The sequence below is a fragment of the Amycolatopsis sp. genome (assembly GCF_025464955.1).
Taxonomy (GTDB): domain Bacteria; phylum Actinomycetota; class Actinomycetes; order Mycobacteriales; family Pseudonocardiaceae; genus Amycolatopsis.
Genome location: NZ_JAODNM010000107.1, coordinates 70306 through 94923 on the forward strand (window position 1 = coordinate 70306; position 24618 = coordinate 94923).

Genomic DNA, 24618 nt, shown 5'->3' on the forward strand with positions numbered 1-24618 from the left:
ACTGGAGCCCGCGGACACAGGGAGACAGCATGCAACCGAAGACGAAAGCGATCACCGCGGCCGTGGTGGGAACCGCGCTGGGGATCGGCGGCCTCGCGGTCATCGCGATGCCGGCGACTGCGGGTGCCGCACCGGCACTGCCGCAGGTCAGTGCCGAGAACCTCGTTCAGTCGGTCCTCACCGCGAAGACGCCCGCGCTGGACGGCACGGTCACGGTGGACAACAACCTCGGCCTGCCGAGCCTGAACATGATCCCGGGGGCGAGCGCACTCAACTTCACCTCGGCGCAGGTGTACAGCGACGGCACCGGGCGCAGCAAGCTCTCGATGAACCAGGGGGCCTCGCAGCAGACCATCGTCAACGACGGCAAGACCGTCTGGACGTACAACTCCAAGAACAACAGCGCCAGCGAGCTGAAGTTGTCCGCCGACGGTGCCAAGCCCAGCGCCGACTCGGGCAAGATGCTCGACCCGGCCACCGCGTCCACCCAGCTCCTCAGCAAGGTCCGCGAGAGCAGCACGGTGTCCGTCGAAGGCACCGCGCAGGTCGCGGGCCGTTCGGCGTACGAGCTCGTGCTCACACCGAAGCCGTCGGAGCGCACAGTGCTGCGCGAGATCCGCGTGTCGGTCGACTCCGAGACCCGGCTGCCGCTGCGGCTGGCCGTGCTGACCAACGGCACGACCGCCCCGGCGCTGCAGGTCTCGTTCAGCGACGTCCACTTCGCCGCACAGCCGGCATCGGAGTTCCAGTTCACCCCGCCGCAGGGCGCGAAGGTGACACAGGAGCAGCCCAAGGCGGACCCTGCGACCCTTGACAAGGCGCAGCAGGCCGCGCAGGACGTCAAGATCGTCGGTGACGGCTGGGACACCGTGGTCGTCGGCAAGGTCCCCGCGGACCTGCTGTCCGGCGGAGCGACGGCGGGCAAAGCCAAGGACGCTCAGCAGTTCGACCCGATGACGCTGCTGAACAAGTTCACCAAGCCGGTCAGCGGCACCTGGGGCACCGGGCACCTGATCACCACCAAGGTCGGCAGCGCCGTGCTGACCGACGACGGCAGGTTCGCCGCCGGTGCCGTCCCGGAGCAGGTGCTCCTCGACGCGCTGGCAGCCAAGTGACGAGTACCACCAGCACGGTGACCGGCGCGGACGTCTCGGGGGATCTCCCCGAGGCGTCCGCGCCGCACGTCGGCATGGCCGCGCGCACCCGGGGGCTGCGCAAGGTCTACCGGGGCACGGTCGCGGTCGACCACGTCGACCTGGACGTGCCCGAAGGCGCCGTACTGGGGATGCTCGGGCCCAACGGGTCCGGGAAGACAACCACGATCCGCATGCTGCTCGGCCTGGTCCGGCCGACCGAGGGCGAGGTCGAACTGCTCGGCCACCGTATGCCCGACGGCGCCGGCCACGCCCTGCCGGACGTCGGCGCGCTGGTCGAGGGGCCGGGTTTCCACCCGTTCCTGTCCGGCCGCGAGAACCTGTACCGGATGGCGGCCGCCGAACCGCGGCTGTCCAGCTCGGGTATCGCGAAGGCCGTCGAGGCCGCGCTGGAGCGTGTCGGGCTGGTCGGCGCCGCGCATCGGCGTTATCGCGCGTACTCGCTCGGCATGAAGCAACGGCTTGGCCTCGCGAGCGCGTTGCTGGTGCCGCGCCGGATGGTCGTGCTGGACGAGCCGACGAACGGCCTCGATCCCTCGGGTACCAGGGAGATCCGCAAGATCATCGGCGAGCTGCACGCCGACGGCGTCACCGTGCTCGTGTCTTCCCACCTGCTCGCCGAGGTGGAGGCGACCTGCACGCATGTCGCCGTGCTGCACGACGGAACCGTTGTCGCACAGGGGGAACTGGCCGAACTGCTGGAATCGGGGAGCCCCGCGCTCTTGGTGTCCACTTTGGACGCTGAGCGAGCGGTGGAAGTGCTGCGAGAGCACCGGATCGCCAGCAGGCTCATCCCGGACGGGGTGCGCGTCGACCTCACGACGTCGACCCCGCCGGCCGTGGTCGAACTGCTGGTCCGCGGCGGGGTCGGGATCTACGAGGCGACCAAGGCCCGCACCGGGCTCGAGGACCTCTTCGCCAGGCTGACCCAGGATGAACCGTCCACATCGGACGAGACGCCGGAGGTGACCGCATGACCCAGGCGACGATGTCTGCCGTGCCGGGCATCCGACACGATCGGGTCGGGCTGCCGCGGCTCTTCCGCGCGGAGCTGCGGTGGATCTTCCGGCGGCCGCGGACCCAGATCGTGCTCGGCCTGCTCGCGCTCATCCCGATCGTCATCGGGATCGCGCTCACGCTGGTCACCACGGGTCCTGACGCGAACGCCGGCCCCGAAGACTCGCTGTTCAGCTCCGCGGTGGGCAACGCGCTGGTGCTGCCGGTCGCGGCGCTCGGGATCACCCTCGCGCTGCTCCTGCCGCTCGCCGCGGCGATGGCCGGCGCGGACGCGATCGCCGGCGAGACCTCGCACGGCACACTGCGCGGCTGGCTGATCGCGCCGGTCAGCCGGGGCAGACTGCTTGCGGTCAAGGCGTTCGGCGTGGCCACGGTGTCGCTCGTGGCCGTCGTGTCGATGGCGGTGACCGCGGTAGTCACCGGGCTGGTGATCAACGGCTCCGGCTCGATGATCACGATGTCGGGCACCACCCTTTCGCTGGGGGACGCGCTCGGCCGGATCGCGATCGCCGCGGGCTGGGTGACCCTGCAACTGTGGGCCGTCGGCGCGGTGGCGCTGGCGATCTCCGCGTGCACCGAACACCCGATGCTGGTCGTCGTCTCGGTGCTGGCTGGGGACATCGTGTTCCAGATCCTCAGCCTGCTTTCGGCGGTGTCGTGGCTGCATCCGTTCCTGCTCAACCAGAACTGGCAGACCGCGCTGATCGACGTCCTGCGCGACCCGATGCCGACCGGCCAACTGCTCGACGGCGTCCTGCGCGCTGCCTGCTACATCGTCGTCGCGCTCTCCCTCGCCTACGCCCGCCTCACCACCCGAGACGGCTGACGCCGGCGTTGCGCATGTTCCCTCGGGGCCACCCCTGTGGCGTTAGAAGCCACAGGGGTGACCCCACGGGGTTCCCTTGGCGGGCCATCATGGACGCCATGGCAGAACTACTGACAGATGAGCAGATCGCGTCCGCGCTCGAAGCCGTCCCGCTGTGGACCCGCGACGGGTACTTGATCGAGCGCGCCGCCGAGCTGGCGACGTTCCCACAGGCGATCGCCGCGGTGGACGCGGTGGCCGAAATCGCTGAAGCGGCCGACCATCATCCCGACATGGACATCCGCTGGCGGAAGGTCGTTTTTCGACTCAGCACGCACTCCGCCGGCGGGCTGACCAGCAAGGACTTCGACCTCGCCGCCGGGATCGACCGCGTGCTCGCCGGGATGTGATCTCGCCGACCCCGGCAACACGTCGGCCCTTCCCAGGCGTCCTCCCAGTAGACCCCAGGGAGGGAACGCAGCATGTCGATCAAAATCTCACCAGCTCGATTCGTCGCGGTACTCGGTCTGCTGGTGACCCTGGCGCTCGCCGCGGCCTTGCCGGCCAACGCCGCCACGACGCCGACCACGCACGGTGGCGGGGGCGCCGGCGGCGGAGGTGTCGCTGTCGCTTCGGACGGTATGGGCCAGGCACTGATCGTCGGCGGGGTGGCCTTCGGGCTGATGGTGGCCGCAGCGGCCGGGGTGCTCTGGTTCACCGCCCGGAACCGCGGCCATCAGCACTGAGTTTCACCTGGTCAGAGTAGTGAAACGGTGACTTCGCACACAGCCGCTAACACTCGCGTAGATCGAAACGCTGTTATCTGCGGAAGCATTGATCTAGCCCGTTGGGACCCGCCATGAACAGCACCACCCCCGCCTTGACCTCGGCACAGCGCGCCTGGGTGGCGGTGCTCGCTCCCGCCATCACGCTGATCGCGATCATCGTGCTCGGCGTCACTGCCTGAACGGCTCCCGCGCCCGCCGGCGGATGTCGGCGACGACGTTCTCGACGAACCGCTCAGCTTTGAGCTGCGCGCGTTGACTGTGTGCCGGGACAGTCACATTCACCACCCCGTCGCGTAGTTCGGCGTCGCCCAGCACGGCGATGTACGGATCACGGTGGTGCCGCACAGCTCGGATCCGGCTGCCAAGGGTGCCGGAATCGACAATCTGCGCGCGTACCCGTTCGGCAAGCAGCACGTCGAGCAGCTCGGCCGCGGCGTCCAGGTGGCCGGCGTCGACGGGCAGGATCGATACCTGCATCGGCGCGAGCCACGGCGGCATCCGGCCCTGGTACCGCTCGACGAGCAGCGCGACCATGCGTTCCATCGAGCTCAACAGGCCTCGATGGATCATCAGCGGACGGTGCTTGGCGCCGTCTTCCCCGGTGTATTCGAGGTCGAACCGCTCGGGCTGGTTGAAGTCGAGCTGCACGGTGGAGAGGGTCTCCTCTCGACCTTGGGAATCGACGACCTGGACGTCGATTTTGGGGCCGTAGAAGGCCGCTTCGCCTTCCGCCTCGACGAACTCCTGGCCGAGTGAGCGCAGCGCGTCACGCAGCTGTTCGCTGGCGTCCACCCACTGGTCGTCGCGCCCGAGGTAGTTGTCGCCGGAGCCTCGCAGCGAAAGCCGGTAGTAGGCGACGTCGATGCCGAGGACGTCATAACACCGCGCGATCGCCCGCAGCGCAAGGACAACCTCGCCGGACACCTGTTCGGGCGCGCAGAACACGTGCGCATCGTCGAGGCTGATCTGCCGCACCCGGCTGAGCCCGCCGAGCACCCCCGAAAGCTCGCTGCGGAACATCGAACCCAGCTCGGAAACCCGGAACGGAAGCTCGCGATAGCTGCGGCCGCGAGCGGCGTAAACCTGAGCGTGGTGCGGACAGTTCGCAGGCCGGAGCACGAAACTCTCGCCGCCGACCTTCATCTCCGGGAACATGTCCTCGGAGAACTTGGCCCAGTGCCCCGATTTTTCGTACAGCTCGCGTTTGGCCAGCACCGGGGTGTACACCCGGCGGCAACCTGACCGCGCGGCCTCCTCGACGGCCAACGCCTCGAGCTCGGCGCGGATGACCGCGCCGTCCGGCAACCACAGCGGCAGCCCGGCGCCGACAATGGGGGCGGTGGCGAACAGCTCCAGCTCGCGGCCGAGCGCTCGGTGATCGATGTCCATGAGACCCTCACTTCTCTGGCAGGAGAAGCCGAACCCCGGAAAGCACAAAGCCCCGGGAGTCGACTCCCGGGGGCTTTCGGTCAGCAGGTGCTAAACGATGCGCCGGAGAGTGTCCGGCGTCGTCGTGACCTGCTGACGGAACTTCATGCGAGAAGAATACCTCAGCTGGCTACTCGGTTACGCGGAAGTCGACGTCCTTGGCCTCGACCGTCCCGGCCTTCCGCCCCGGCCCCGACTGGTAGGCCCAGTAGAGATTCGTGTGCGCGATGACCTGGTCCACCGGCGGCGCACCCCACGCCGACTTGTCCCCCGCCGTGTGCGCATCGCCGACCAGGGTCGTGTCGTAGCCCCTGACGAACGCGCCATGGATCGTCGAACGGATGCACGCATCGGTCTCCGCGCCGACGACCACGAGCCGTCCGACACCGAGACCCGACAGCACGCTCTCAAGGTCCGTGTCCTCGAAGGAGTCGCCGTAGCTCTTCGCGATGAGCGGCTCGGCGTCACCCGGAACCAGCTCAGGGACGATCCGCCACTCTTCGCTCCCCTTCACCAGCTCCTCGTCGGAGTGCTGGACCCAGACAACCGGAACCCCCTCGCGCCTCGCCGTGCCGACCAGGCCGCCGATGTTCGCGACGACCTCATCACGCTGGTACGCCCCGTCGACGACGCTGTTCTGCACGTCGACGACGAGGAGCGCGGTGTTCGGCCGGTTCTCAAGTGTGGTCATGGTCCCTCCAGGTTCACGCTGGTCTGCTCCGTTCCCCCGACCGTAAACCCACCCACCGACAATTTCGGGCGACCGCACTCGCTACGGTCGGTGGCCCCCGACAAGAAGAGGAACCACATGATCGACGTGACTGTCGGGCGATGAACTTGCAGCACTGCTGAGTATCTCCAACGGCAAGCACGGTGTGGCGGGGCTGCTCGGCTGGCCTGGTCGAAACTGCCTGGCGGCAGGACGCGAGTGGTTGTGGCACTGGGACTACCCGGAGGGAGGAACCGCAAGTACTGGATCACCGAGGAAATCAGTACCCTCTTCCGCCAATCACGAGAAGCATCTCCGGGAGACGCTTCGTAAAGCTGCGGGATACCTCTACCTCTGGTCGGTAGACGCCCGGCCGCGACTCGCGGCCGGGCGTCTCACCCATCACACGTTGAAGCGGAAGTCGACGACGTCGCCGTCGGCCATCACGTAGTCCTTGCCTTCGATCCGGACCTTGCCGGCCGAGCGTGCGGCGGCCATCGAGCCCGCTTCGATCAGGTCGGCGAAGGAGACGATCTCGGCCTTGATGAAGCCTCGCTCGAAGTCGGTGTGGATGACACCGGCGGCCTGCGGGGCGGTGGCGCCCTGCGGGATCGTCCAGGCCCGGGACTCCTTCGGGCCGGCAGTCAGGTAGGTCTGCAGGCCGAGGGTGTGGAAGCCCGCGCGGGCCAGGGAGTACAGGCCCGGCTCATGCTGTCCGACGGACTCCAGCAGCTCGCGGACGGACTCTTCGTCGTCCAGCTCTAGGAGCTCCTGCTCGACCTTCGCGTCGAGGAACACCGCGTCGGCGGGGGCGACGAGCTTGGTCAGGTCCGCGCGGCGGGCGTCGTCGGTCAGGACGGCCTCGTCGGCGTTGAAGACGTACAGGAAGGGCTTGGTCGTCAGCAGGCTGTGCTCGCGCAGCAGCTCGATATCGACGTCCTTCTGCGCGGAGAAGAGCGTGCGACCGCTGTCGAGGATCTCCTTCGCCTTCTGCGCCGCTTCGAGAGCTGGCTTCGCGTCCTTCTTGGTGCGAGCTTCCTTCTCGAGCCGCCAGACGGCCTTTTCGAGAGTCTGGAGGTCGGCGAGGATCAGCTCGGTGTTGACCGTCTCGATGTCGCTCACCGGGTCGACGTGGCCGTCGACGTGGATCACATCCGGGTCGTCGAACACGCGGATGACCTGGCAGATCGCGTTGGCCTCGCGGATGTTGGCAAGGAACTTGTTCCCCAGCCCGGCGCCCTCGGACGCGCCCTTGACGATGCCGGCGATGTCGACGAACGACACGACAGCGGGAACGGTCCGCTCCGACTTGAACACCGAGGCGAGCTCGTCGAGGCGCGAATCGGGGATCGGAACGACCCCGGTGTTGGCCTCGATCGTGGCGAACGGATAGTTCGCGGCGAGCACGTTGGCGCGGGTCAGCGCGTTGAACAGGGTGGACTTGCCGACGTTGGGCAGGCCGACGATACCGAGGGTCAGACTCACGGGCTGGCAGTCTACGTGCCACCCCGCGGGCCACCTCCCGCACCGGGCGTCTGAGCCGTGATCGCCATGGCGGATTTCCGCCAGTCAAGCCCGGACTCCGGTGGCACGATGGTTCCCATGACCGAGACGACAGCCGCCGCACCGGGCGTGTGGCGCGACACCGAGCGGTGCTACCGCGCGGTGATGTCACGCGACTCCCGCTTCGACGGCCAGTTCATCATGGCCGTGCGCACCACCGGTATCTACTGCCGGCCGTCGTGCCCGGCGATGACCCCGAAACCCAAGAACGTGAGCTTCTACCCGACGTCCGCGGCGGCACAGGTCGGCGGCTACCGCGCCTGCCGGCGTTGCCTGCCCGACGCCGTGCCCGGCTCGCCGGAGTGGAACGTGCGCGCGGACCTCGCGGCCCGGGCGATGCGACTGATCTCCGACGGCACCGTCGAGCGCGACGGCGTGCCCGGGCTGGCGAAACGGCTCGGCTATTCCGAACGTCAGCTCGGCCGCGTGCTCACCTCGGAGCTCGGCGCCGGGCCGCTGTCGCTGGCCAGGGCCCACCGCGCGCATTCGGCGCGGCTGTTGATCGAGATGTCGGAGCTGCCGCTGACCGACGTCGCGTTCGCGTCCGGTTTCGCCAGCGTCCGCCAGTTCAACGACACGATCCGCGAGGTGTTCGCGACGACGCCGACGCAGCTGCGAATCGACGGCGCACGTCGGGCCCGTCGTCGCGGCGACGTCCCGTCGTCGGGAACCCGGTTGAGCCTGCGACTGCCGTTCCGGCCGCCGTTCGACGCCGCCGGGGTGCTGGGATTTCTCACGCAGCGTGCGGTACCAGGCGTCGAGGAAGGCAGCGCGACGGGTTACGGGCGCACGCTTCGCCTCGCGCACGGCTCAGGCGCGGTCTCGTTGACGCCGAAAGCCGATCACGTGCGATGCGAGCTGCGGCTCACCGACCTGCGGGACCTGAGCAGCGCGGTGAGCCGGGTTCGGCGCCTGCTGGACCTCGACGCCGACCCGGAAGCCGTCACGCGGATTCTCGGCGCCGACCCGGCGCTGGCGCCGGTGGTCGCGGCGGTCCCGGGCATCCGTGTGCCCGGCGCAGTCGACGGGTTCGAGCTCGTGCTGCGCGCGATGCTCGGGCAGCAGGTGTCTGTCGCGGCCGCCCGGACAGCGGCGGGGCAGCTCGCGGAGGCCCTCGGCGAACGGCTTCCGGCGGACGGCAGTCTCGGCGACCTGACCACGCTGTTTCCCACGGCAGCGCAAGTGGCCGAACACGGCGGAGACGTCCTGCGCGGGCCGCGGAAGCGGATCGATGCGATCGTCGCGGTGGCGACGGCTGTCGCCGAAGGCAAGGTCGAAATCCACGTCGGGCGCGATCCGGAGGAGCTGCGAGCCGAGCTGCTCGCCCTGCCCGGAATCGGCCCGTGGACGGCCGACTACGTGCTGATGCGCGTGCTCGGTGTCCCCGATGTCCTGCTCACCGGAGACCTCGTGCTCCGCAAAGGCGCCGCAGCGCTGGGTATCCCCGACGATGTCGAAGGCTTGATCGAGCGCTCACAGGCTTGGAAGCCCTGGCGTTCTTACGCGGGCATGTATCTGTGGCGCGCCAACACTTATCTGAACCAAGGAGAAGAACGATGAACACAGCAGTTTGGTCCACATTGGACACTCTGGCCGGACCGTTCACCGCGGTCGTGGCCGAGGATGGCGCTGTATTGGCTTCCGGCTGGACGAGCGACGTCGGCCTGCTGACCAGCCTGATCTCCCCCGGCCTCGCTCCCACCGAGATCACCGAGACCGACGACCTCGGCGAGGTCGGCGACGCTATCCGTCGCTATCACGCCGGTGAGCTGGACGCGGTGGACGACATCGCCGTGCGTCAGCACTCCTCGCCGTTCCGGGAGAAGGCGTGGCGCGTGCTGCGCACGGTCAAGCCCGGCGAGCCGGTGTCCTACGCCGATTACGCGACCCTGGCCGGCAATCCGGCGGCGATCCGCGCCGCGGCGTCGGCCTGCGCCCGCAACGCGGCAGCCCTGTTCGTGCCGTGCCACCGCGTGGTGCGCACGGGCGGCGCGCTCGGCGGGTTCCGCTGGGGCACGGAAACCAAGCGCTGGCTGCTCGACCACGAAGCCCCCGCGAAGTAATCGCAACTCGGCGGCGAGTTGCGGGCGGGGTCAGGCCGTCTGGACTTCCAGGGTGGAGCCGGTGCGGGACTTGCGGACGCGGAGCCGGGTCGGGATCCGCTGCCGCAGCTCCTCGACGTGCGACACCAGGCCGACGACCCGGCCGCCGGCGCGGAGCTCGTCGAGGATGTTCATCACGATGTCGAGCGTTTCGGCGTCCAGCGTTCCGAAACCCTCGTCGACGAACAGTGTGTCCAGCAGCGCACCGCCGGTTTCGGCCGCGACGACGTCGGCTAGCCCGAGCGCCAACGCGAGCGACGCGAGGAACGACTCGCCGCCGGACAACGTCTTCGCCGGACGCACGGTGCCCGAGTAGTCGTCGAGCACGTCGATGCCGAGCCCGCCGCGCATCCCTCGCGCGCCGGCGGCATCGGAGTGCACGAACGAGAACCGGCCCTGGCTCATCACCCGGAGCCGAGTGGTCGCGGCGAGCGCGACCTCTTCGAGCCGGGCCGCGAGGACGTACGACCGCAACGACATCTTCCGCGAGTTCTGCCCACGGCCGTTGACCACCTCGGCCAGGGCTTTGAGCTCGGCGTACGCCTCCTCGACAGGAGCCAGCGCGGCCATCGCCTTGGACATCCGCGTGGCGAGTTTTGCCAGCTCTTCCGAGCGTTCGCTCGCCGAGCGGTACGCCACCAGCGCGAGGTCCGCCTGGACCCGGGCTTCCTTGGCGAGCTGACCGGCCGAGTCGACGTCGACGAAATCATCCGGGGAGACGCCGAACAGCTCGGGTTCGGCGAACACGGCGCGCGCGCTCGCCTCGGCCAGCTTGGCGTCGGACAGTAGTTTTTCCAGCTCTGCCACCACGTCGGCCGGGCGGGCGGCTGCCTGCGCCTGATCGAGCGTGGCGAACTCCGCGCGCAGCAACGCTTCTTCCATCGCGGCACGCAGTTCGTCGACCCGTCCCTCTTCCGCGGCGCGGTTCGTTCGCGCTTCGGCAAGGGACTCCAGCGCACCGACGACACCCAGGAGAAACGTCCGCCGCGCCTCGACGTCGACATGCTCTCCACGCGCGATTTCCAGCCGCTGCTGCCTTTCCGCCACCCGCTCGGACAACGCCCGAGCTTCGGTTTCCGCGGCCGTGACCGCCTGTTCGGCGGCCCCGCGCTGGTCGGTCAGCTGACCGGCTTTCAGCTCGGCCTCGGCGAGCGCCTTCTCGATCCCCGCTTTCCCGGCTGCGGACTCGGACAGCTTCGCCAGCTCCGCGCGCACCTGCTCGGACTCGCCGAGCAGCTCGTCCCGCGAACGCTCGCCGAGCCTTTCTCGCAGACCCGTCAGCTTGGTCTCGACCTCGTGCAGGGCTGTGACCAGGAGTTCTCGCTGCTTTACGGCGCGCTGCTCGGCTTGCTCCGCCGCCCGCTCCTGCTTCTCGTCAACGAACCCTTCGACTGGCTGGGCCGGTACGGGATGGTCATCGGACCCGCAGACCGGGCACGGCGCCCCGCCGGCCAGACCCGCGGCCAGCTCGGCGGCCATCCCGTCGACCCGGCGCTCCCGCACATCCAGCCATCGCTGGCGCGCGACCTGGTGCTTGTCGACCGCTCCACGCAGATTCTCCTGCGCCTTGACCACGGCCTGCTCCGCAGGCGGAACCTCGTTCGCGTCCTGCAACGCCGCCGCGACATCAGCCGACCGTGCTCGCACACCTTCGAGCCTGGCCTCGGCCTCCGTCGCGGCGCTGAGCTGCTCCCGGAGCCCGCGCACCCGCTCCGGGACCGCGGCGAGCTCCTCGCCGAGCGCAGTGACCTTCTCGGCCGCGCGCTGACCCTGCGAGGCCAATTCCTTCAGCCGGACACTGTCCAGCCGTTGCTGGCCGGCTTCGGCGACCAGGCTCGCCAGCTCACCGGCCTCCTCACGAAGCGTTCCCGCGCCGGTCCGCAGAGCCGAGGCCTCACCGGCGTCCGCGTGACCGGTGACCTTGAGCTTCTGCGCACGAGCGGCCTCTACGCGCTGAGCCTCCGCAAGCCGCGCGACGCGCTTGTCGAGCTGCGTCGCCACCTCGACGACGACAGCGGCTCGACCGGCTTCGGCCACCTCGACTGCCCACAGTTGGCGCTCTTCGGCCTGCTCGGCGAGCTCGCTCAGCTTGGTGTGCGCGGCCCGGACCCGGCGGACCCGTTCGGCCGCGGCCAGCCGCTCCTGCAGGTCCTGATCGGCTTTGTCCCGCGCGGCAAGGGTTTTGCGCGCCAGTGGCTCGGCGGCCTCGACCTGCTCGACGGCTTCGCGCAGGATGGCGTCCATCCACTCGCGCTGGTTCTCCTCCGGCGCCTCGACCTTTGCGACCTGAGCGAACCGCGCGACCAGCTCGCGGAAAGACCCCGTTCGGGTCTGGACCTCTTGGAAACGCTCGGTGCGGAGGTTGGCGAACCATTTTTCGACGTCGCCGAACCGACCGGTGCCGAACAGGCTCTCCAGCAGCTTCTCGCGCTCGGTGGTGTCGGCCCGCAGGAACCGCGCGAACTCACCCTGCGGCAGCAGCACGACCTGGAAGAACTGAGCCGCGGTCATGCCCAGCAACCGCTCGACCGTCCGGGCCACCTCATCGATCCGGATGATGCCCTCGGGACGCTGACCGTCCGGCGTCGGACCGACCCAGCTCAGCGAAGCCTTGGCCTGCTGCGTGGTGGTGCCCTCGCCGCGCCGCTTCGGGCGCTGGTACTCGGGGCTGCGCACGATCCGGAGCCGATGCCCCTGGACGGTCAGCTCCAGCACGACCTCGGTGACGTCATCCGGATCGGCCTGGTCGCAGCGCAGGCGTTTCGTCTCACCACGCGCGCCCGGGACCACGCCGAACAGCGCGAACGCGATGGCGTCGAGCAGGGTCGTCTTGCCCGCGCCGGTATCACCGTGGAGCAGGAAGAGCCCGTCCGCGCCGAGCACGTCGAAATCGACGGTCTCACGCCGGACGTACGGACCGAACGCGGCGACCTCGAGCCTGTGCAGCCTCATCAGTGTTCACCCCGGCCCGCGGCTTCCAAGGCTTCCCGGAACAGGGCCTCTTCACGCTCGTTCGGCGGAGCGCCGCGGCAGTCGTTCAGGAAGCCGCGCGCGATCTCGCTGTCCGACCGCCCGCGCACCGCGTCGGCATAACGGAGCGCCGAGTCCGTGCCGCCGGCGGGCACCCAGTCCAAATGCATCGCGTACTTGAACCTGTCCCGCAGTTTGCGCATGGCATCGACCGGGCGCACTCGATCGGTGAGGGTGACCGACAGATAGGACTCGACCAGGTCGGCATACTCCGGCCCCTCGAGCAGCTCGTCCAGCTCGCCGCTGAGCGTGGCCAACGCCCGGGGTACCGGCAGCTCATGGCGACGGACGGCCGCGAGCCCGGCCGCGTCCACGTCGACCAGCCAGACCGATTTACGTTGGGAAGCCTCGGAAAACGAGTACGCCAGCGGGCTGCCGGAATAGCGAAGGTGCTGGGCGAGCTTCTGCGGTCCGTGCAGGTGGCCGAGTGCGACGTAGTCGACGCCGTCGAACACCGACCCGGGTACCTGCTCGACGCCGCCGACGGCGATCGTGCGCTCGGACTCGCTGGCCGCGCCGCCGGTGACGAAGGCATGCGCGAGGACGACCGACCTGGTGCCGGCGGGCCGGGTCGCCAGGTCTTCCCGGATCCGCCGCATGGCTTCGGTCAGCACACCAGTGTGCCCGCGTGCCTCCGGGACACCGAGCGTGTGCCGCGAAGGTTCCGGTTCGAGGTAGGGAATGCCGTAACAGGCGACCGGACCATGCTCGTCGGCCAGCAGCACCGGCTCGTGCAGGGTCGCGATGGCCGACCGCAGGTGCAGCCCGCCGGCCGCGGCGAAATCGGCGAACGCGCCGAGCCGCGCGGCGGAATCGTGGTTGCCCGGAGTGATCACGAGCTGCGCGCCCGCGCGCCGGAGCCGGCTGAGCGCGCTCGTGGCGACCCGCACGGCATCCGCCGAAGGCACCGCGCGGTCGTAGATGTCGCCGGCGACGAGCACGACCTCGATCGCCTCGTCGACCACCAGGTCGGCGAGGTGCCCGAGCACCGATTCCTGCTCGGCCAGCAGATCGGCGCCGTGGAAGGTGCGGCCGATATGCCAGTCGGAGGTGTGGAGGAATCTCACGGGAGCAACGGTAGGCCGAGTCACCGACAGGATCGGGGAGGGGACGGGGGCGTGTCACTCGAACGTGTGTTCGGACGGTGGAAGTCCCCGTTTCTGTCGGTGGCTTCCGCCATGATGCGTCCGAAGGCAAAACAGCGAAGGAGTTCTGGTGAGTACGACGGTGATCGGCACGGCGGCGATCGTGATCGCTCTGGTGCTGATGGTGGCGGTCGCGCTGCTCTGGCGGCTGTACAGCGACAGCATGCGCCGGGCGGACGCCGCGGCCGCGCAGGTCACCGTCGAGCGGGCACGAGTGAACGAGCAGCAGCTGTCCCTGCGCCGGTACGAGGTCGCCTTCGCGTCCATCAGCGGCCGGGGTGAGCTGGGCGAACAGGTGCTGATCGAGACCGCCCGGGCGCTCGGACTGCGCGAGGAGCTGCATTTCACCCTGCAGACCGACCTCGCCGGCGGCGGCACGGCGAAACCGGACATGGTGCTGCGGGTGGGCGGCGGCCGCAGCGTGCCGGTCGACGCGAAGGCCAGCATGGCGTGCTGGGCCGAAGCGGTGGAGACCGACAATCCCGACGAACGGCTCGACGCGCTGCGCGTGCACGTCCGGCATCTGCGTTCCCGCGCGGCGGAGCTGGCGGGCAAGGGCTACCAGCGCTGGGCCGACGCGATCTACGGCACGGTGATGTTCGTCCCCTCCGACGCGGCCGTGGTCGCGGCGCTGGACACCGACCCGGAGCTACTGCGCTGGATGCTCGACAGGCGGGTCTTCCTGTGCGGGCCGACCGGGTTCGCGGTACTTGCGTCGGCAGCGCTGTTCGCGGCCAGCGACCGGGCGCTGCTGGAAGACGTCGAGCAGGTCCGGGCCGGGGCCGCCTCCGCACACCGGGCGGCAGGCAACGCGGTGGACGCGTTGAACCTCTCCAGCACCCATCTGCAGCGGTTCGTCTCGGCGCGGCGGCGTGAGCTGGATGCGCTCGAGAGCTTCCGGGCGGCGGTGGCACCACTCACCGACGCCGCGGCCAGCCCGGCCCCGGTACCGGCCATCCGGAAGGGGGACGAGTTAGCGGCAGGTTAAAAACTGGCAAGCACGCACGGGTGAACAAGGCCGGAACCGGCCCCGGGAAATGACGTCCCGGGGAGTGGGCCGACCCGGAGATCCCACTCACACCGGACCGCGTACCACCCCGAATCCAGGGCTCTGAGCTGCACAAACGCGAGAACGATGACTCGCCGCGGTTCAACACGGAATGGCGCGGACAGCGTCGTAACGCACTGCACACCACGGTCGGGAAAGGTCATGCCGACGAGTGGCAAAGACCCCACCGGCAAGGAGTGGTAGCGAGTTCTCACCCATCACGGGATACGGTGTTGCCTCGTGACCGCGATTCGCGATCGCCAAAGCGATCCTGATGCCGACGAAGTCCCCGTTCCGTGGGACGAGCGTCCCATTGTCGGCGCCAAACGGGGTCTGCCGTGGTGGGGTGGAGTTCTGCTCGGCTTCGGCCTGGCCATCCTCGGCGCCTTCGTCAACATGAAGATCCAGGGGCACCTGGACCTGATCTTCACCGCCTGTTACTTCGTCGGGACGGTCGGCGCCGTGTGCGCCGTCCAGCGCCGGGGCATCTTCGGCCCGATGGTGCAACCGCCGCTGGTATTGGCCATCACCGTGCCGGGGGTCGTGCTGTTCGCTTCCAGCATCCCCGCCAACGCCGACACGGTGACCAAGGCACTCGACATCGGCCGCCCGCTGATCAACGGCTTCCCGACGATGGCGATCACCACCGGGGCGACGCTGCTGATCGGCTTCTTCCGGATGTACCGCGAGCGGAACCCGAACGCCCCGGCGAAGATCAAGTCGAGCAAGAAGACCGCTGCCGCCCGCGCGAAGGCCGACGACCAGGGCCGGCCCCCGGTACGGCGGGGAAGCGCGGCGGACGCCCGGTCGAAGCAGGGCCCGCCAACCCCGCCCCCACGCCGACGGCCGAACCCGGACGGCGGCACCGCGGGCGGACCCGTACGGCGCACCCGTCCTGCCCCTGAGGACGGCGTCCGGCGCCGCCGGGACACCGGCGAGTACGAAACCGGCGGACGAGAGACCGGCGGACGCCCGGCCAGGAAGCCCGCAGAGCCGCCGGCACGCAACCCGCGACAGCCGCGGGCCCCGCGGCCGGCCGAAGGCGACCCGCCACCCCGCCGTCGCGACCCCCGTGCCGAAGGCGCCCCAGGCAGCCCCCGCGCACGTCGGCCGCAACGTCCCGACGCCCCTCGCGGCGGAGCCGACGACCCCCGCCGCGCCCCGCGCCGCGAGGACCCCCGCCGCGGCCGTCCCTGGGACGACGAAGCCTGACCCGCAGACGCAGAAGGACCCCGGTACAAGAAACTCGTACCGGGGTCCTTCTGCGTCACAACGTCAAAAGCGTCTAGCCGTCGGTGGGCCTGCCGACCTTCTTCAGCTCGTGGGGCAGCGCGAAGGCGATCTTCTCGTTCGCCGTAGTGACCTCGTCGACGTCACCCCAACCGCGTTCCGCGAGCCACTCCAGCAGCTCCATCACGAGGATGTCCGGCACTGACGCACCGCTCGTCACACCGACCGTCGTGACGCCTTCGAGCCACGCTTCGTCGACCTCGCGAGCGAAGTCGACGAGGTGGGAGTCGCGGGCGCCGGCCTTCAGCGCGACCTCGACCAGCCGCTTCGAGTTCGACGAGTTCGTCGAACCGACTACCAGCACCAGATCGCACTCGGCAGCCATCGCCTTCACGGCGACCTGGCGGTTCGTCGTGGCGTAGCAGATGTCGTCGCTGGGCGGGTCGGCCAAGCCGGGGAAGCGCTCGCGGAGCTGGTCGACGCGCTCCATCGTCTCGTCGACACTCAAGGTGGTCTGGGACAGCCAGATCACCTTGGACGGGTCGCGGACGTTGGCCTTGTCGACGTCGGCGGCGGTGTCGACGAGCTGAACGTGCTCGGGAGCCTCGCCGGCCGTGCCCTCGACCTCTTCATGGCCTTCGTGGCCGATGAGCAGGATGTCGTAGTCGTCCTTCGCGAACCGGTTGACCTCTTTGTGCACCTTGGTGACGAGAGGGCAGGTCGCATCGATGGTGCGGAGGTTGCGCTCGGCCGCTTCGGCGTGCACCGCGGGCGAAACGCCATGCGCGGAAAACACCACGAGCTCGCCCTCGGGCACCTCAGACGTCTCGTCGACGAAGATGACCCCGCGGTCGCGGAGCGTCTCGACGACGTGCCTGTTGTGCACGATTTCCTTGCGCACGTACACCGGCGGGCCGTAGAGCTCGAGTGCCTTCTCGACGGCGATCACCGCCCTGTCCACGCCGGCGCAGTAACCGCGTGGCTTGGCGAGCAGTACTCGCTTGGCACCGGCGGGCGTGTCACCACGCGAAATGGTCGGGGTGCCTGCTGGCTCGGTTCCGGGGCTGGCTGCACTCATGCCCCCAGCGTAATGGCCGCGCCGCTGTGCGGGGAGTCACGTCGGTACCGCCGACACACCCATCGGGTTAGGCGAGACGGCCTACATGCGGCAGGCTAGAGGGATGAAGCCACTGCCGCTCCCACTTCGGGTCGCCGCGGGCCTCGCCGTTTCCACCGCCGAGCGGGTTCGCGAACTCCCCAAGCAGATCACCGGCTTCCCGGTGACCGTGGTCAGCCAGGTCCTCCAGCTCTCCATGCGCGTGCAGCAGCACGTCACCGAACTCGCGATCAAGGGCGACGAGGTCCTGTCCGCGCTCCGGCCCGTCGAGGACACGCCCAGCTGGGCGACGTTCGACGAGGATGTCGAGCCGGACCTGTCGAGGGCACCTAAAGAATCCTCGAACGAGTCCTCATACGAGTCCCCTTTCAGCAACGTGACGCCGATCACCGGCAACACAGCCGCCGACGTCCCCTCTCCGCGCGCCGAGACGAACGGCCGCCTGCAGCCGCCGCTCGACCCGTTCGACGGCGACCCGTGGGCCGAGGAGGAGCGCGCGCTCGCCCAGGACCACGAGGACGGCGAGTTCGACAGCGCAGACAGCGAAGACAGCGAAGGCGGACCGGCCGCGCTGCCGAACTACGACCAGCTCACCCTTCCGCAGCTGCGGGCCCGCCTCCGCCGGTTGTCTCTGGAGGAGCTGGAAGAGCTGCTCGCCTACGAACGCGCCCACGCCGACAGGCCTTCGTTCGTCGGCATGCTCTCCCGTCGGATCGGCAACGTGAACAAGGCCGTGCAGGACGACAGCGACGGTTCGACCGGCCAGTGACCAGCGAGACGTCCACCGGCGCCGCGGCGAAGGAAGCGAGCACCGCCGAGAACCCCTGGCCGGTGCGCACGGTGGCCAGGAAGATCTCGGACTGGGTCCACCGGCTCGGCACGGTGTGGGTCGAAGGCCAGGTCACCCAGATCTCGGCGCGCCCCGGCACACAGACCGCGTTCCTGACCATGCGCGACCCGTCCGCGGACGTGTCCATGTCGGTGACCTGCGCGATGCGCACCCTGCGCGACATCGAGCCGCCGCTGCGTGAGGGCGCGAGCGTCATCGTGCACGCGAAGCCGACGTTCTTCCTGGGCCGCGGCACGTTGAGCCTGCGCGCCAGCGAGATCCGCGCGGTCGGCGTCGGCGAACTGCTCGCCCGGATCGAGCGGCTGCGCAAGCTGCTCGCCGCGGAAGGCCTGTTCGCCCCTGAGCTCAAACGCAAGCTTCCCTTTCTCCCCCAAGGGATCGGGCTGATCACCGGGCGCGCTTCGGCTGCCGAGCACGACGTGCTCGTCAACGCCCAGGCGCGCTGGCCCGCCGTTCGCTTCAAGGTGGTGAACACCGCCGTCCAGGGCGCGCAGGCCGTCCCGCAGATCCTCAAAGCACTGTCCACTTTGGACGATGACCCCACGGTCGAGGTGATCGTGATCGCCCGCGGCGGCGGCAGCGTCGAAGACCTGCTCCCGTTCTCCGACGAGGCGTTGTGCCGTGCGGTGTCCGCCGCGCGGACGCCGGTGGTCAGCGCGATCGGGCACGAGCCGGACACCCCGCTGCTCGACCACGTCGCCGACCTCCGCTGTTCGACGCCGACCGACGCCAGCAAGCGGATCGTGCCGGACGTCAAGGAGGAGACCCAGCGCGTCCGCCAGATGCGCGACCGCGGCCGCCGGGCCCTGCACGGCTGGGTCGACACCCAGGCCCGGCTGCTGAACCAGCTGCGCAGCCGTCCGGCACTGGCCGACCCACTCGGCCCGATCGCGCGCCGTGCGGACGAGGTCGGCATGCACCGCGAGCGGGCCCGCCGGGCCGTCCTCACCACGCTCGCGCGCGAACAGGCCATGATCGCCGCGTCGAAAAACCAGCTGACCGCGCTCGGCCCGGCCACGACGATGGCCCGCGGGTACGCGGTCGTGCAGTTTTCCGACGCCGAAGGCAACCTCCAGGTACTCCGATCGGTCTCTGAAATAGCGGACGGCGCGACTTTGCGCGTCCGGGTGGCCGACGGCGCGGTGAACGCGGTCGCCACCTTGGACCAACCGGCGGAAGAAGGTGGCTAGTCGTGGCGAAGCCGCCCACGTTCCTGCCGCTGACCGTGGATGCCGCCCGGCACGCCCAAGCCACGGTCGTGCTGCACCGGGCCGTCGAAACCGATCGGGCCGCCGCGGACTGCTGGGCTTCCCTGCTGGCCGGCTGCACGTCGACCGGCCGATGGGGCCTCGGCCCGCGGCTCCGGCGCCTCTCGGAGGCCACGTCCCAGGAGGTCGGCACCCGATGGTGGTCGGCGGAAGGGGCCTCCCACCGGCGCCGGGTCGCGCGCGCGCAGGCCGAGATCGAGGACTCGATCGCCGAGGGTGACGGGCAGGAGTTCGCTCGCGCTTTCGTGGGATACGACCACGCGATGGCCAGCGCGGTAGTCTGCGCCGAACAGCGAACAGGGAGCCCGACAGCGTGAGCAGCACCAGCAGTGAAGCCAGTGAGCTGGGCTACGAACAGGCCCGTGACCAGCTCGTCGAGGTAGTCCGCGAGCTCGAGGCCGGCGGCTTGTCGCTCGAGCAGTCACTCGGACTGTGGGAGAAGGGCGAGCAGCTCGCCAAAGTGTGTGAGCGGCACCTCGAAGGGGCCCGTGAACGCATCGAAACCGCCCTGGCCTCGGCCGAAGCGGGCGACGAGAAGGCCGCCGACGACTCCCAGTGACGTTCGCCATGCCGCCGCTTCCTTCGGGTGCCCCGGGTATCTGAGAGACTGAGCACCCGCCGAGCACCGTTACCCGGGAGGCAGCATGTCCAGTGGCAGCGAGTCAGCCAAAGCGCCCCGACGCAGGGAAGCGCCCGACCGCAACTTAGCGATGGAGCTGGTCCGGGTGACCGAGGCCGGCGCGATGGCGGCCGGCCGCTGGGTCGGCAAGGGCGACAAGATCGGCGGTGACGGCGCCGCGGTCGACGCGATGCGGCAGCTCGTCGCCACGGTGTCGATGCGCGGAGTGGTCGTGATCGGTGAGGGCGAGAAGGACGAAGCGCCCATGCTGTTCAACGGCGAAGAGGTCGGCAACGGCGACGGACCCGACTGCGACGTCGCGGTGGACCCGGTCGACGGCACCACGCTGATGGCCAAGGGCATGCCGAACGCGCTCGCGGTACTCGCCGTGGCCGAACGTGGAGCGATGTTCGACCCGTCTGCGGTGTTCTACATGGAGAAGCTGGCTGTCGGCCCCGAGGCCGCCGGCCTCGTCGACCTGGCCGCGCCGATCGCGGAGAACATCCGCCGGGTCGCGAAGGCCAAGCACAGCGGCGTTTCCGACGTCGTCGTGTGTGTACTGGACAGGCCACGGCACGAAAAGATCATCCAGGAGATTCGCGACGCCGGCGCCCGCGTTCACTTCATCTCCGACGGTGACGTGGCCGGCGCCATCGCGACGGCCCGCCCGAACACCGGCGTCGACATGCTGATCGGCATCGGCGGCACCCCCGAGGGCATCATCGCGGCCGCCGCGATGAAGTGCCTCGGCGGCGAGCTGCAGGGCCGGCTGTGGCCGAAGGACGCCGCCGAGCGGGAGAAGGCGCTGGCCGCCGGACACGACCTCGACCGAATCCTCGGCACCGACGACCTCGTCCAGGGCGACAACGTGTTCTTCTGCGCCACCGGCGTGACCGACGGCGACCTGCTACGCGGCGTGCACTACCGCGCGGGCGGCGCGACCACGCAGTCGATCGTCATGCGCTCGAAGTCGGGCACGGTCCGCATGATCGACGGCTACCACCGCCTCGCGAAGCTGCAGGCGTACGCCTCGATCGACTTCGACGGCAGCCTCTACGAACCGTCCGACGACGCCGTGCCGCCGCTGCCGTGAAACCGTCCGCGCCCAAGCTCCTCGCCGTCGCCGCCGCCGGCCTGCTCGTCTGCCTGGTGGTGGGCACGCAGCCGTCGGCGGTGGCGCAGCCGCGCATCGTCGGCGGCACCGCGGCGGACCAGCCGTACCCGTTCATGGTTTCGCTGCACAGCACGTCCGGCAAGCTGTTCTGCGCCGGTTCGCTGGTGGCGCCGGACTGGGTGGTCACCGCCGGGCACTGCGTGCAAGGCAAGAACCCGAACACGCTGACAGCGCGGATCAACAGCAACGACAACACCCAGGGCGGCGAGGAGGCTTCCGTCGCCCAGCTGGTGGTCAACCCCGCCTTCGACCCGACAGCGGCGCTCCCCGGCGGGGACATCGGGCTGATCCGGCTCGCCGCGCCGGTCGCCGCAGCGCCGATCACGGTCGGCACGGTGACCGCGCCCGGCACCGCGACGCGGGTGCTCGGCTGGGGCCAGACCTGCCCGACACCGAGCTGCGGCAAGGTCTCCGTGCTGTTGCAGCAGCTGGACACCCACCTCGTCGCCGCCACCGGCTGCACGGCCGCGTTCGACCCGAAAGACGAGCTGTGCACGGACAATCCGGGCGGCAAGTCGGGGTCTTGCTACGGCGATTCCGGCGGTCCCGAGATCGTCCAGGTCGAAGGCCAGTGGCAGGTTCTCGGCGTCACGAGCCGCCCCGGGAACGGGGACGCGACCTGTGCGACCGCGCCGTCGATCTACACCTCGGTCGTCGCCTACGCCGCGTGGATCACCTCGATCATCGCGCCCGTCACGACGCCGACTCCAACCCCGACTCCAACGGCGAGCCCGACTACGTCGCCTTCGGTGAGCCCCACGCCGACTCCGACGTCTTCGCCTTCGGCAACGTCGAGTTCGACGCCGACCTCCCCCGCCCCGACGACCTGACTACGAGCGCTTACTCGACGTTGCTGGAGTGGCCGGGGAAGAGGTGCGCGTCCGGGTCGAGCGCGACGGCGATGTTGTTGACGGCCGTGGCGGCCTCGCCGAACCCGGTCGCGATCAGCTTCACCTTGCCCGGGTACGCCGCGACGTCACCGGCGGCGTAGACCAGCTCGCGGGCGGTGGACATCGTCGAGTCGACCTCGATCGAGCGGTGGTCGATGCGCAGGCCCCAGTTCTCGATCGGCCCGAGGTCGGCGGTGAAGCCGAGCGCGGCGACCACCGAATGCGCGGGCAGTACCTGCGGTTCCTCACCTTTGACCTGGACTTCGACCTCCGACAAAATGCCGTCGCCGTTCCCACCGAACCGGGTGACCTCGGCGTCGGTGATGATGCGGACGCCCAGTTCGCGGGCCTCGCGGACGATCGACTCGGCAGCGCGGAACTTCGCGCGCCGATGGACGAGCGTGACGCTCGCGGCGATCGGATGCAGCGCCAGTACCCAGTCGAACGCCGAGTCTCCGCCGCCGACGATCACGACGTCCTGGTCGGCGTGGGCGTCGAAGGACGGCACGAAGTGCACCATCCCGCGGCCCAGCCAGCCGTCGCCGGCGGGCAGCGGGCGCGGGGTGAACTCGCCGATGCCCGCGGTGATGAGGACGGCCCGCGTGGTGACGATGTCGCCGCCGTCGAGGGTGACCTCGAAGCCGCCGTCGACGTCGGTCAGCGTCTCCGCCTTGCGATCGAGCAGGTACGTCGGCTTCCACGGAGCGACCTGGTCGACGAGGCCTTTGACGAGGTCACGACCCTTGACCGCGGCGAATCCGCCGACGTCGTAGATCATCTTCTCCGGGTACATCGCGGTGACCTGGCCGCCCGCTTCGGGCAGTGAGTCGACGATGGCCATGGAGAGGCCCCGAAATCCGGCGTAGTACGCCGCGAACAGCCCAGTCGGCCCGGCCCCGATGATCACGAGGTCGACCGTCAACTTGTCGGGCGAGCCCATGGCTCACCGTCCTTCCGCCAGTGGTGGGTGGCAGTGATCGAGAACACCACGATCCTAGCCATTTCGAGACTCGTGAGGTGTCTACCAAACGCGATGCGAGCTGATCCCGGTCAGCCTCAGTGGTCGTGGATCCCGCCGACGTGCCCAAGCCCACGACGCGCCGGCCGTGATCCTGCGCAAGACTTGAGGCATGGCTGAACAGGAATACCGGATCGAACACGACACGATGGGCGAAGTACGGGTGCCCGTCAACGCTCTCTACCGCGCGCAGACGCAGCGTGCCGTGGAGAACTTCCCCATCTCCGGCCGGGGCCTGGAGCGCGCCCAGATTCGCGCGCTCGGCCTGCTCAAGGCCGCCGCCGCGCGGGTGAACGCCCAGCTCGGCATCCTCGACGGCGAGGTCGCCGAGGCCATCGCGAAGGCCGCCGACGAGGTCGCGAACGGCGACTACGACGAGCATTTCCCGATCGACGTCTTCCAGACCGGCTCCGGCACGTCGTCGAACATGAACGCCAACGAGGTCATCGCGACGCTGGCGACCCGCTCGCTGGGCCGCGACGTGCACCCGAACGACCACGTCAACGCGTCGCAGTCGTCGAACGACACGTTCCCGACCACGATCCACGTCGCCGCGACCGAGGCCGTGCTGACCGACGTCATCCCGGCGCTCGACCACCTCGCCACCGCGATCGAGGCCCGGGCCAAGGACTGGGCCGAGATCGTCAAGTCCGGCCGCACGCACCTGATGGACGCCGTGCCGATCACGCTGGGCCAGGAGGCCGGCGCGTGGGCCGCGCAGGTGCGGTTCGGGATCGAGCGGCTGCAAGGCGGCCTCGGCAGGCTCGGCGAGCTGCCGATCGGCGGCACCGCTGTCGGCTCCGGCCTGAACGCGCCCGACGGCTTCGGCTCTGCCGTAGCCGCCGAGCTGGCGAAGGTCACCGGGCTGCCGTTGACCGAGGCGCGCAACCACTTCGAGGCGCAGGCGACGCAGGACAGCGTCGTCGAGACGTCCGGAAACCTGCGCACGGTCGCGGTTTCGCTGAACAAGATCGCGAACGACCTGCGGTGGCTGGGTTCCGGCCCGCGCACGGGGCTCGGCGAACTCGCGCTGCCGGACCTGCAGCCGGGTTCGTCGATCATGCCGGGCAAGGTCAACCCGGTCATCCCCGAGGCCACGCTGCAGGTCGTCGCGCAGGTCATCGGCAACGACGCGGCCGTCGCGTTCGCCGGCGCCGCGGGCAACTTCCAGCTGAACGTCAACCTGCCGGTCATCGCGCGCAACGTGCTCGAGTCCGCGCGTCTACTCGCCGCGGTGTCGAGGTTGCTGGCGGACAAGGTGTTCGACGGCATCACGGCCAACGTCGAGCGCGCCCGCGAGTACGCCGAGGGCTCGCCGTCGATCGTCACGCCGTTGAACAAGTACATCGGCTACGAAGAGGCTGCCGCTGTCGCGAAGCAGGCTCTGAAGCAGAAGAAGACGATCCGCGAGGTCGTCATCGAGCGCGGTCTCGTCGACTCCGGCAAGGTCACCGAGGCCCAGCTCGACGAGGCGCTCGACGTCCTCCGTATGGCGCACGGCGGCAAGTAGGACTCGTGAGTGTTCCAGCTCGTTCTAACCGGCTGTGCTGTCTCAGGACTTCGTGAACACATGTGTCCCACGACATCGTGAACAGTTTCTCATACCGGTGTGTCCTGGGTCGGCCCTTGGGCCGGCCCAGGACGTCTCGGGGTGAGGGGTTGG

23 protein-coding genes are annotated in these 24618 nt (G+C 69.5%); 16 read left to right on the plus strand and 7 right to left on the minus strand.

The features are described 5' to 3' along the window. The first annotated feature begins 29 nt into the window (after positions 1 to 29). The 5 genes from JWQ81_RS25430 (at position 30) to JWQ81_RS25450 (ending at position 3722) form a co-directional block, all read left to right on the plus strand. A complete protein-coding gene (locus JWQ81_RS25430; protein WP_297545266.1) occupies positions 30 to 1115 on the plus strand; it encodes a sigma-E factor regulatory protein RseB domain-containing protein in 1086 nt (361 codons plus the stop codon). Positions 1116 to 1189: 74 nt separating this feature from the next. Beyond that, on the plus strand, positions 1190 to 2131 hold the full coding sequence (locus tag JWQ81_RS25435) for an ABC transporter ATP-binding protein (RefSeq protein ID WP_297545309.1): 942 nt from the start codon (positions 1190 to 1192) through the stop codon (positions 2129 to 2131). Beyond that, positions 2128 to 2997, plus strand: coding sequence for an ABC transporter permease subunit (locus JWQ81_RS25440; protein ID WP_297545268.1), 870 nt, complete (start codon positions 2128 to 2130; stop codon positions 2995 to 2997). The genes JWQ81_RS25435 and JWQ81_RS25440 overlap by 4 nt, the downstream gene beginning before the upstream one ends. A 98-nt stretch (positions 2998 to 3095) precedes the next feature. Beyond that, entirely contained in the window at positions 3096 to 3386 is a 291-nt protein-coding gene (locus JWQ81_RS25445) for a 4a-hydroxytetrahydrobiopterin dehydratase (RefSeq protein ID WP_297545270.1), read from the plus strand. A 72-nt stretch (positions 3387 to 3458) separates the two neighbouring features. Beyond that, positions 3459 to 3722 carry a hypothetical protein gene (locus JWQ81_RS25450; protein ID WP_297545271.1) on the plus strand — a complete coding sequence of 88 codons (264 nt, stop codon included), beginning with the start codon at positions 3459 to 3461 and terminating at the stop codon, positions 3720 to 3722. Positions 3723 to 3932: 210 nt separating this feature from the next. On the opposite strand, the gene thrS is transcribed toward JWQ81_RS25450, so the two are convergent. The 3 genes from thrS to ychF all read right to left on the minus strand — a co-directional run bounded on the left by thrS (position 3933) and on the right by ychF (position 7386). Beyond that, positions 3933 to 5153 carry a threonine--tRNA ligase gene (thrS, locus tag JWQ81_RS25455; RefSeq protein ID WP_297545273.1) on the minus strand — a complete coding sequence of 407 codons (1221 nt, stop codon included), beginning with the start codon at positions 5151 to 5153 and terminating at the stop codon, positions 3933 to 3935. A gap of 169 nt (positions 5154 to 5322) precedes the next feature. Then, complete coding sequence (locus JWQ81_RS25460; RefSeq protein ID WP_297545275.1) at positions 5323 to 5883, minus strand: cysteine hydrolase family protein; 561 nt, start codon at positions 5881 to 5883, stop codon at positions 5323 to 5325. 420 nt (positions 5884 to 6303) lie between these two features. Next, a complete protein-coding gene (ychF, locus tag JWQ81_RS25465) occupies positions 6304 to 7386 on the minus strand; it encodes a redox-regulated ATPase YchF (RefSeq protein ID WP_297545276.1) in 1083 nt (360 codons plus the stop codon). 117 nt (positions 7387 to 7503) lie between these two features. On the opposite strand from ychF, the gene JWQ81_RS25470 reads away from it, so the two are divergent. Together JWQ81_RS25470 and JWQ81_RS25475 are read left to right on the plus strand one after the other, a co-directional pair. Continuing rightward, a complete protein-coding gene (locus tag JWQ81_RS25470) occupies positions 7504 to 9024 on the plus strand; it encodes a DNA-3-methyladenine glycosylase 2 family protein (RefSeq protein ID WP_297545278.1) in 1521 nt (506 codons plus the stop codon). Beyond that, positions 9021 to 9527, plus strand: coding sequence for a methylated-DNA--[protein]-cysteine S-methyltransferase (locus JWQ81_RS25475; protein ID WP_297545280.1), 507 nt, complete (start codon positions 9021 to 9023; stop codon positions 9525 to 9527). Before JWQ81_RS25470 ends, JWQ81_RS25475 begins: the two co-directional genes overlap by 4 nt. Positions 9528 to 9557: 30 nt before the next feature. Here JWQ81_RS25475 and JWQ81_RS25480 read toward each other — a convergent pair whose 3' ends face one another. Together JWQ81_RS25480 and JWQ81_RS25485 are read right to left on the minus strand one after the other, a co-directional pair. Next, positions 9558 to 12518: an SMC family ATPase gene (locus tag JWQ81_RS25480; protein ID WP_297545281.1), complete on the minus strand. Its 2961-nt coding sequence runs from the start codon at positions 12516 to 12518 to the stop codon at positions 9558 to 9560. Next, positions 12518 to 13663, minus strand: coding sequence for an exonuclease SbcCD subunit D (locus JWQ81_RS25485; RefSeq protein WP_297545283.1), 1146 nt, complete (start codon positions 13661 to 13663; stop codon positions 12518 to 12520). Before JWQ81_RS25485 ends, JWQ81_RS25480 begins: the two co-directional genes overlap by 1 nt. 148 nt (positions 13664 to 13811) lie before the next feature. On the opposite strand from JWQ81_RS25485, the gene rmuC reads away from it, so the two are divergent. Further along, positions 13812 to 14729: a DNA recombination protein RmuC gene (rmuC, locus tag JWQ81_RS25490; RefSeq protein ID WP_297545285.1), complete on the plus strand. Its 918-nt coding sequence runs from the start codon at positions 13812 to 13814 to the stop codon at positions 14727 to 14729. Between the two features lie 300 nt (positions 14730 to 15029). After that, entirely contained in the window at positions 15030 to 16001 is a 972-nt protein-coding gene (locus tag JWQ81_RS25495) for a DUF6542 domain-containing protein (RefSeq protein ID WP_297545286.1), read from the plus strand. Between the two features lie 73 nt (positions 16002 to 16074). On the opposite strand, the gene JWQ81_RS25500 is transcribed toward JWQ81_RS25495, so the two are convergent. Then, on the minus strand, positions 16075 to 17097 hold the full coding sequence (locus JWQ81_RS25500; RefSeq protein WP_297545288.1) for a 4-hydroxy-3-methylbut-2-enyl diphosphate reductase: 1023 nt from the start codon (positions 17095 to 17097) through the stop codon (positions 16075 to 16077). Positions 17098 to 17200: 103 nt separating this feature from the next. Between JWQ81_RS25500 and JWQ81_RS25505 the strand changes: the two genes are divergently transcribed. From JWQ81_RS25505 to JWQ81_RS25530, 6 genes are all read left to right on the plus strand, one after another. Further along, positions 17201 to 17905, plus strand: coding sequence for a lipid droplet-associated protein (locus JWQ81_RS25505; RefSeq protein WP_297545290.1), 705 nt, complete (start codon positions 17201 to 17203; stop codon positions 17903 to 17905). Then, complete coding sequence (gene xseA / locus JWQ81_RS25510; protein WP_297545292.1) at positions 17902 to 19176, plus strand: exodeoxyribonuclease VII large subunit; 1275 nt, start codon at positions 17902 to 17904, stop codon at positions 19174 to 19176. Before JWQ81_RS25505 ends, xseA begins: the two co-directional genes overlap by 4 nt. A 2-nt stretch (positions 19177 to 19178) precedes the next feature. Then, positions 19179 to 19571, plus strand: coding sequence for a hypothetical protein (locus JWQ81_RS25515; protein WP_297545294.1), 393 nt, complete (start codon positions 19179 to 19181; stop codon positions 19569 to 19571). Then, positions 19568 to 19813: an exodeoxyribonuclease VII small subunit gene (locus tag JWQ81_RS25520; protein WP_297545296.1), complete on the plus strand. Its 246-nt coding sequence runs from the start codon at positions 19568 to 19570 to the stop codon at positions 19811 to 19813. Before JWQ81_RS25515 ends, JWQ81_RS25520 begins: the two co-directional genes overlap by 4 nt. An 85-nt stretch (positions 19814 to 19898) precedes the next feature. After that, the gene (gene glpX, locus JWQ81_RS25525) at positions 19899 to 20966 is read left to right on the plus strand and encodes a class II fructose-bisphosphatase (protein ID WP_297545297.1); all 1068 of its coding nucleotides are present in this window, start codon (positions 19899 to 19901) and stop codon (positions 20964 to 20966) included. Beyond that, positions 20963 to 21877, plus strand: a complete 915-nt coding sequence (locus JWQ81_RS25530) for a serine protease (protein ID WP_297545299.1) — start codon at positions 20963 to 20965, stop codon at positions 21875 to 21877. Before glpX ends, JWQ81_RS25530 begins: the two co-directional genes overlap by 4 nt. Before the next feature lie 10 nt (positions 21878 to 21887). On the opposite strand, the gene JWQ81_RS25535 is transcribed toward JWQ81_RS25530, so the two are convergent. Further along, complete coding sequence (locus JWQ81_RS25535) at positions 21888 to 22877, minus strand: NAD(P)/FAD-dependent oxidoreductase (protein WP_297545301.1); 990 nt, start codon at positions 22875 to 22877, stop codon at positions 21888 to 21890. A 190-nt stretch (positions 22878 to 23067) separates the two neighbouring features. On the opposite strand from JWQ81_RS25535, the gene JWQ81_RS25540 reads away from it, so the two are divergent. After that, entirely contained in the window at positions 23068 to 24465 is a 1398-nt protein-coding gene (locus JWQ81_RS25540) for a class II fumarate hydratase (protein ID WP_297545303.1), read from the plus strand. Positions 24466 to 24618 lie beyond the last annotated feature (153 nt).

Excerpts from the sequence above, each read along its gene's own strand:
- JWQ81_RS25480 (WP_297545281.1), bottom strand. The coding sequence starts at position 12,518 with ATGAGGCTGCACAGGCTCGAGGTCGCCGCGTTCGGTCCGTACGTCCGG.
- JWQ81_RS25505 (WP_297545290.1), top strand. The coding sequence starts at position 17,201 with ATGAAGCCACTGCCGCTCCCACTTCGGGTCGCCGCGGGCCTCGCCGTT.
- JWQ81_RS25475 (WP_297545280.1), top strand. The coding sequence starts at position 9,021 with ATGAACACAGCAGTTTGGTCCACATTGGACACTCTGGCCGGACCGTTC.
- JWQ81_RS25445 (WP_297545270.1), top strand. The coding sequence starts at position 3,096 with ATGGCAGAACTACTGACAGATGAGCAGATCGCGTCCGCGCTCGAAGCC.
- glpX (WP_297545297.1), top strand. The coding sequence starts at position 19,899 with ATGTCCAGTGGCAGCGAGTCAGCCAAAGCGCCCCGACGCAGGGAAGCG.
- JWQ81_RS25450 (WP_297545271.1), top strand. The coding sequence starts at position 3,459 with ATGTCGATCAAAATCTCACCAGCTCGATTCGTCGCGGTACTCGGTCTG.
- JWQ81_RS25460 (WP_297545275.1), bottom strand. The coding sequence starts at position 5,883 with ATGACCACACTTGAGAACCGGCCGAACACCGCGCTCCTCGTCGTCGAC.
- JWQ81_RS25500 (WP_297545288.1), bottom strand. The coding sequence starts at position 17,097 with ATGAGTGCAGCCAGCCCCGGAACCGAGCCAGCAGGCACCCCGACCATT.
- JWQ81_RS25535 (WP_297545301.1), bottom strand. The coding sequence starts at position 22,877 with ATGGGCTCGCCCGACAAGTTGACGGTCGACCTCGTGATCATCGGGGCC.
- JWQ81_RS25540 (WP_297545303.1), top strand. The coding sequence starts at position 23,068 with ATGGCTGAACAGGAATACCGGATCGAACACGACACGATGGGCGAAGTA.
- JWQ81_RS25470 (WP_297545278.1), top strand. The coding sequence starts at position 7,504 with ATGACCGAGACGACAGCCGCCGCACCGGGCGTGTGGCGCGACACCGAG.
- JWQ81_RS25430 (WP_297545266.1), top strand. The coding sequence starts at position 30 with ATGCAACCGAAGACGAAAGCGATCACCGCGGCCGTGGTGGGAACCGCG.
- thrS (WP_297545273.1), bottom strand. The coding sequence starts at position 5,153 with ATGGACATCGATCACCGAGCGCTCGGCCGCGAGCTGGAGCTGTTCGCC.
- JWQ81_RS25435 (WP_297545309.1), top strand. The coding sequence starts at position 1,190 with ATGGCCGCGCGCACCCGGGGGCTGCGCAAGGTCTACCGGGGCACGGTC.
- JWQ81_RS25440 (WP_297545268.1), top strand. The coding sequence starts at position 2,128 with ATGACCCAGGCGACGATGTCTGCCGTGCCGGGCATCCGACACGATCGG.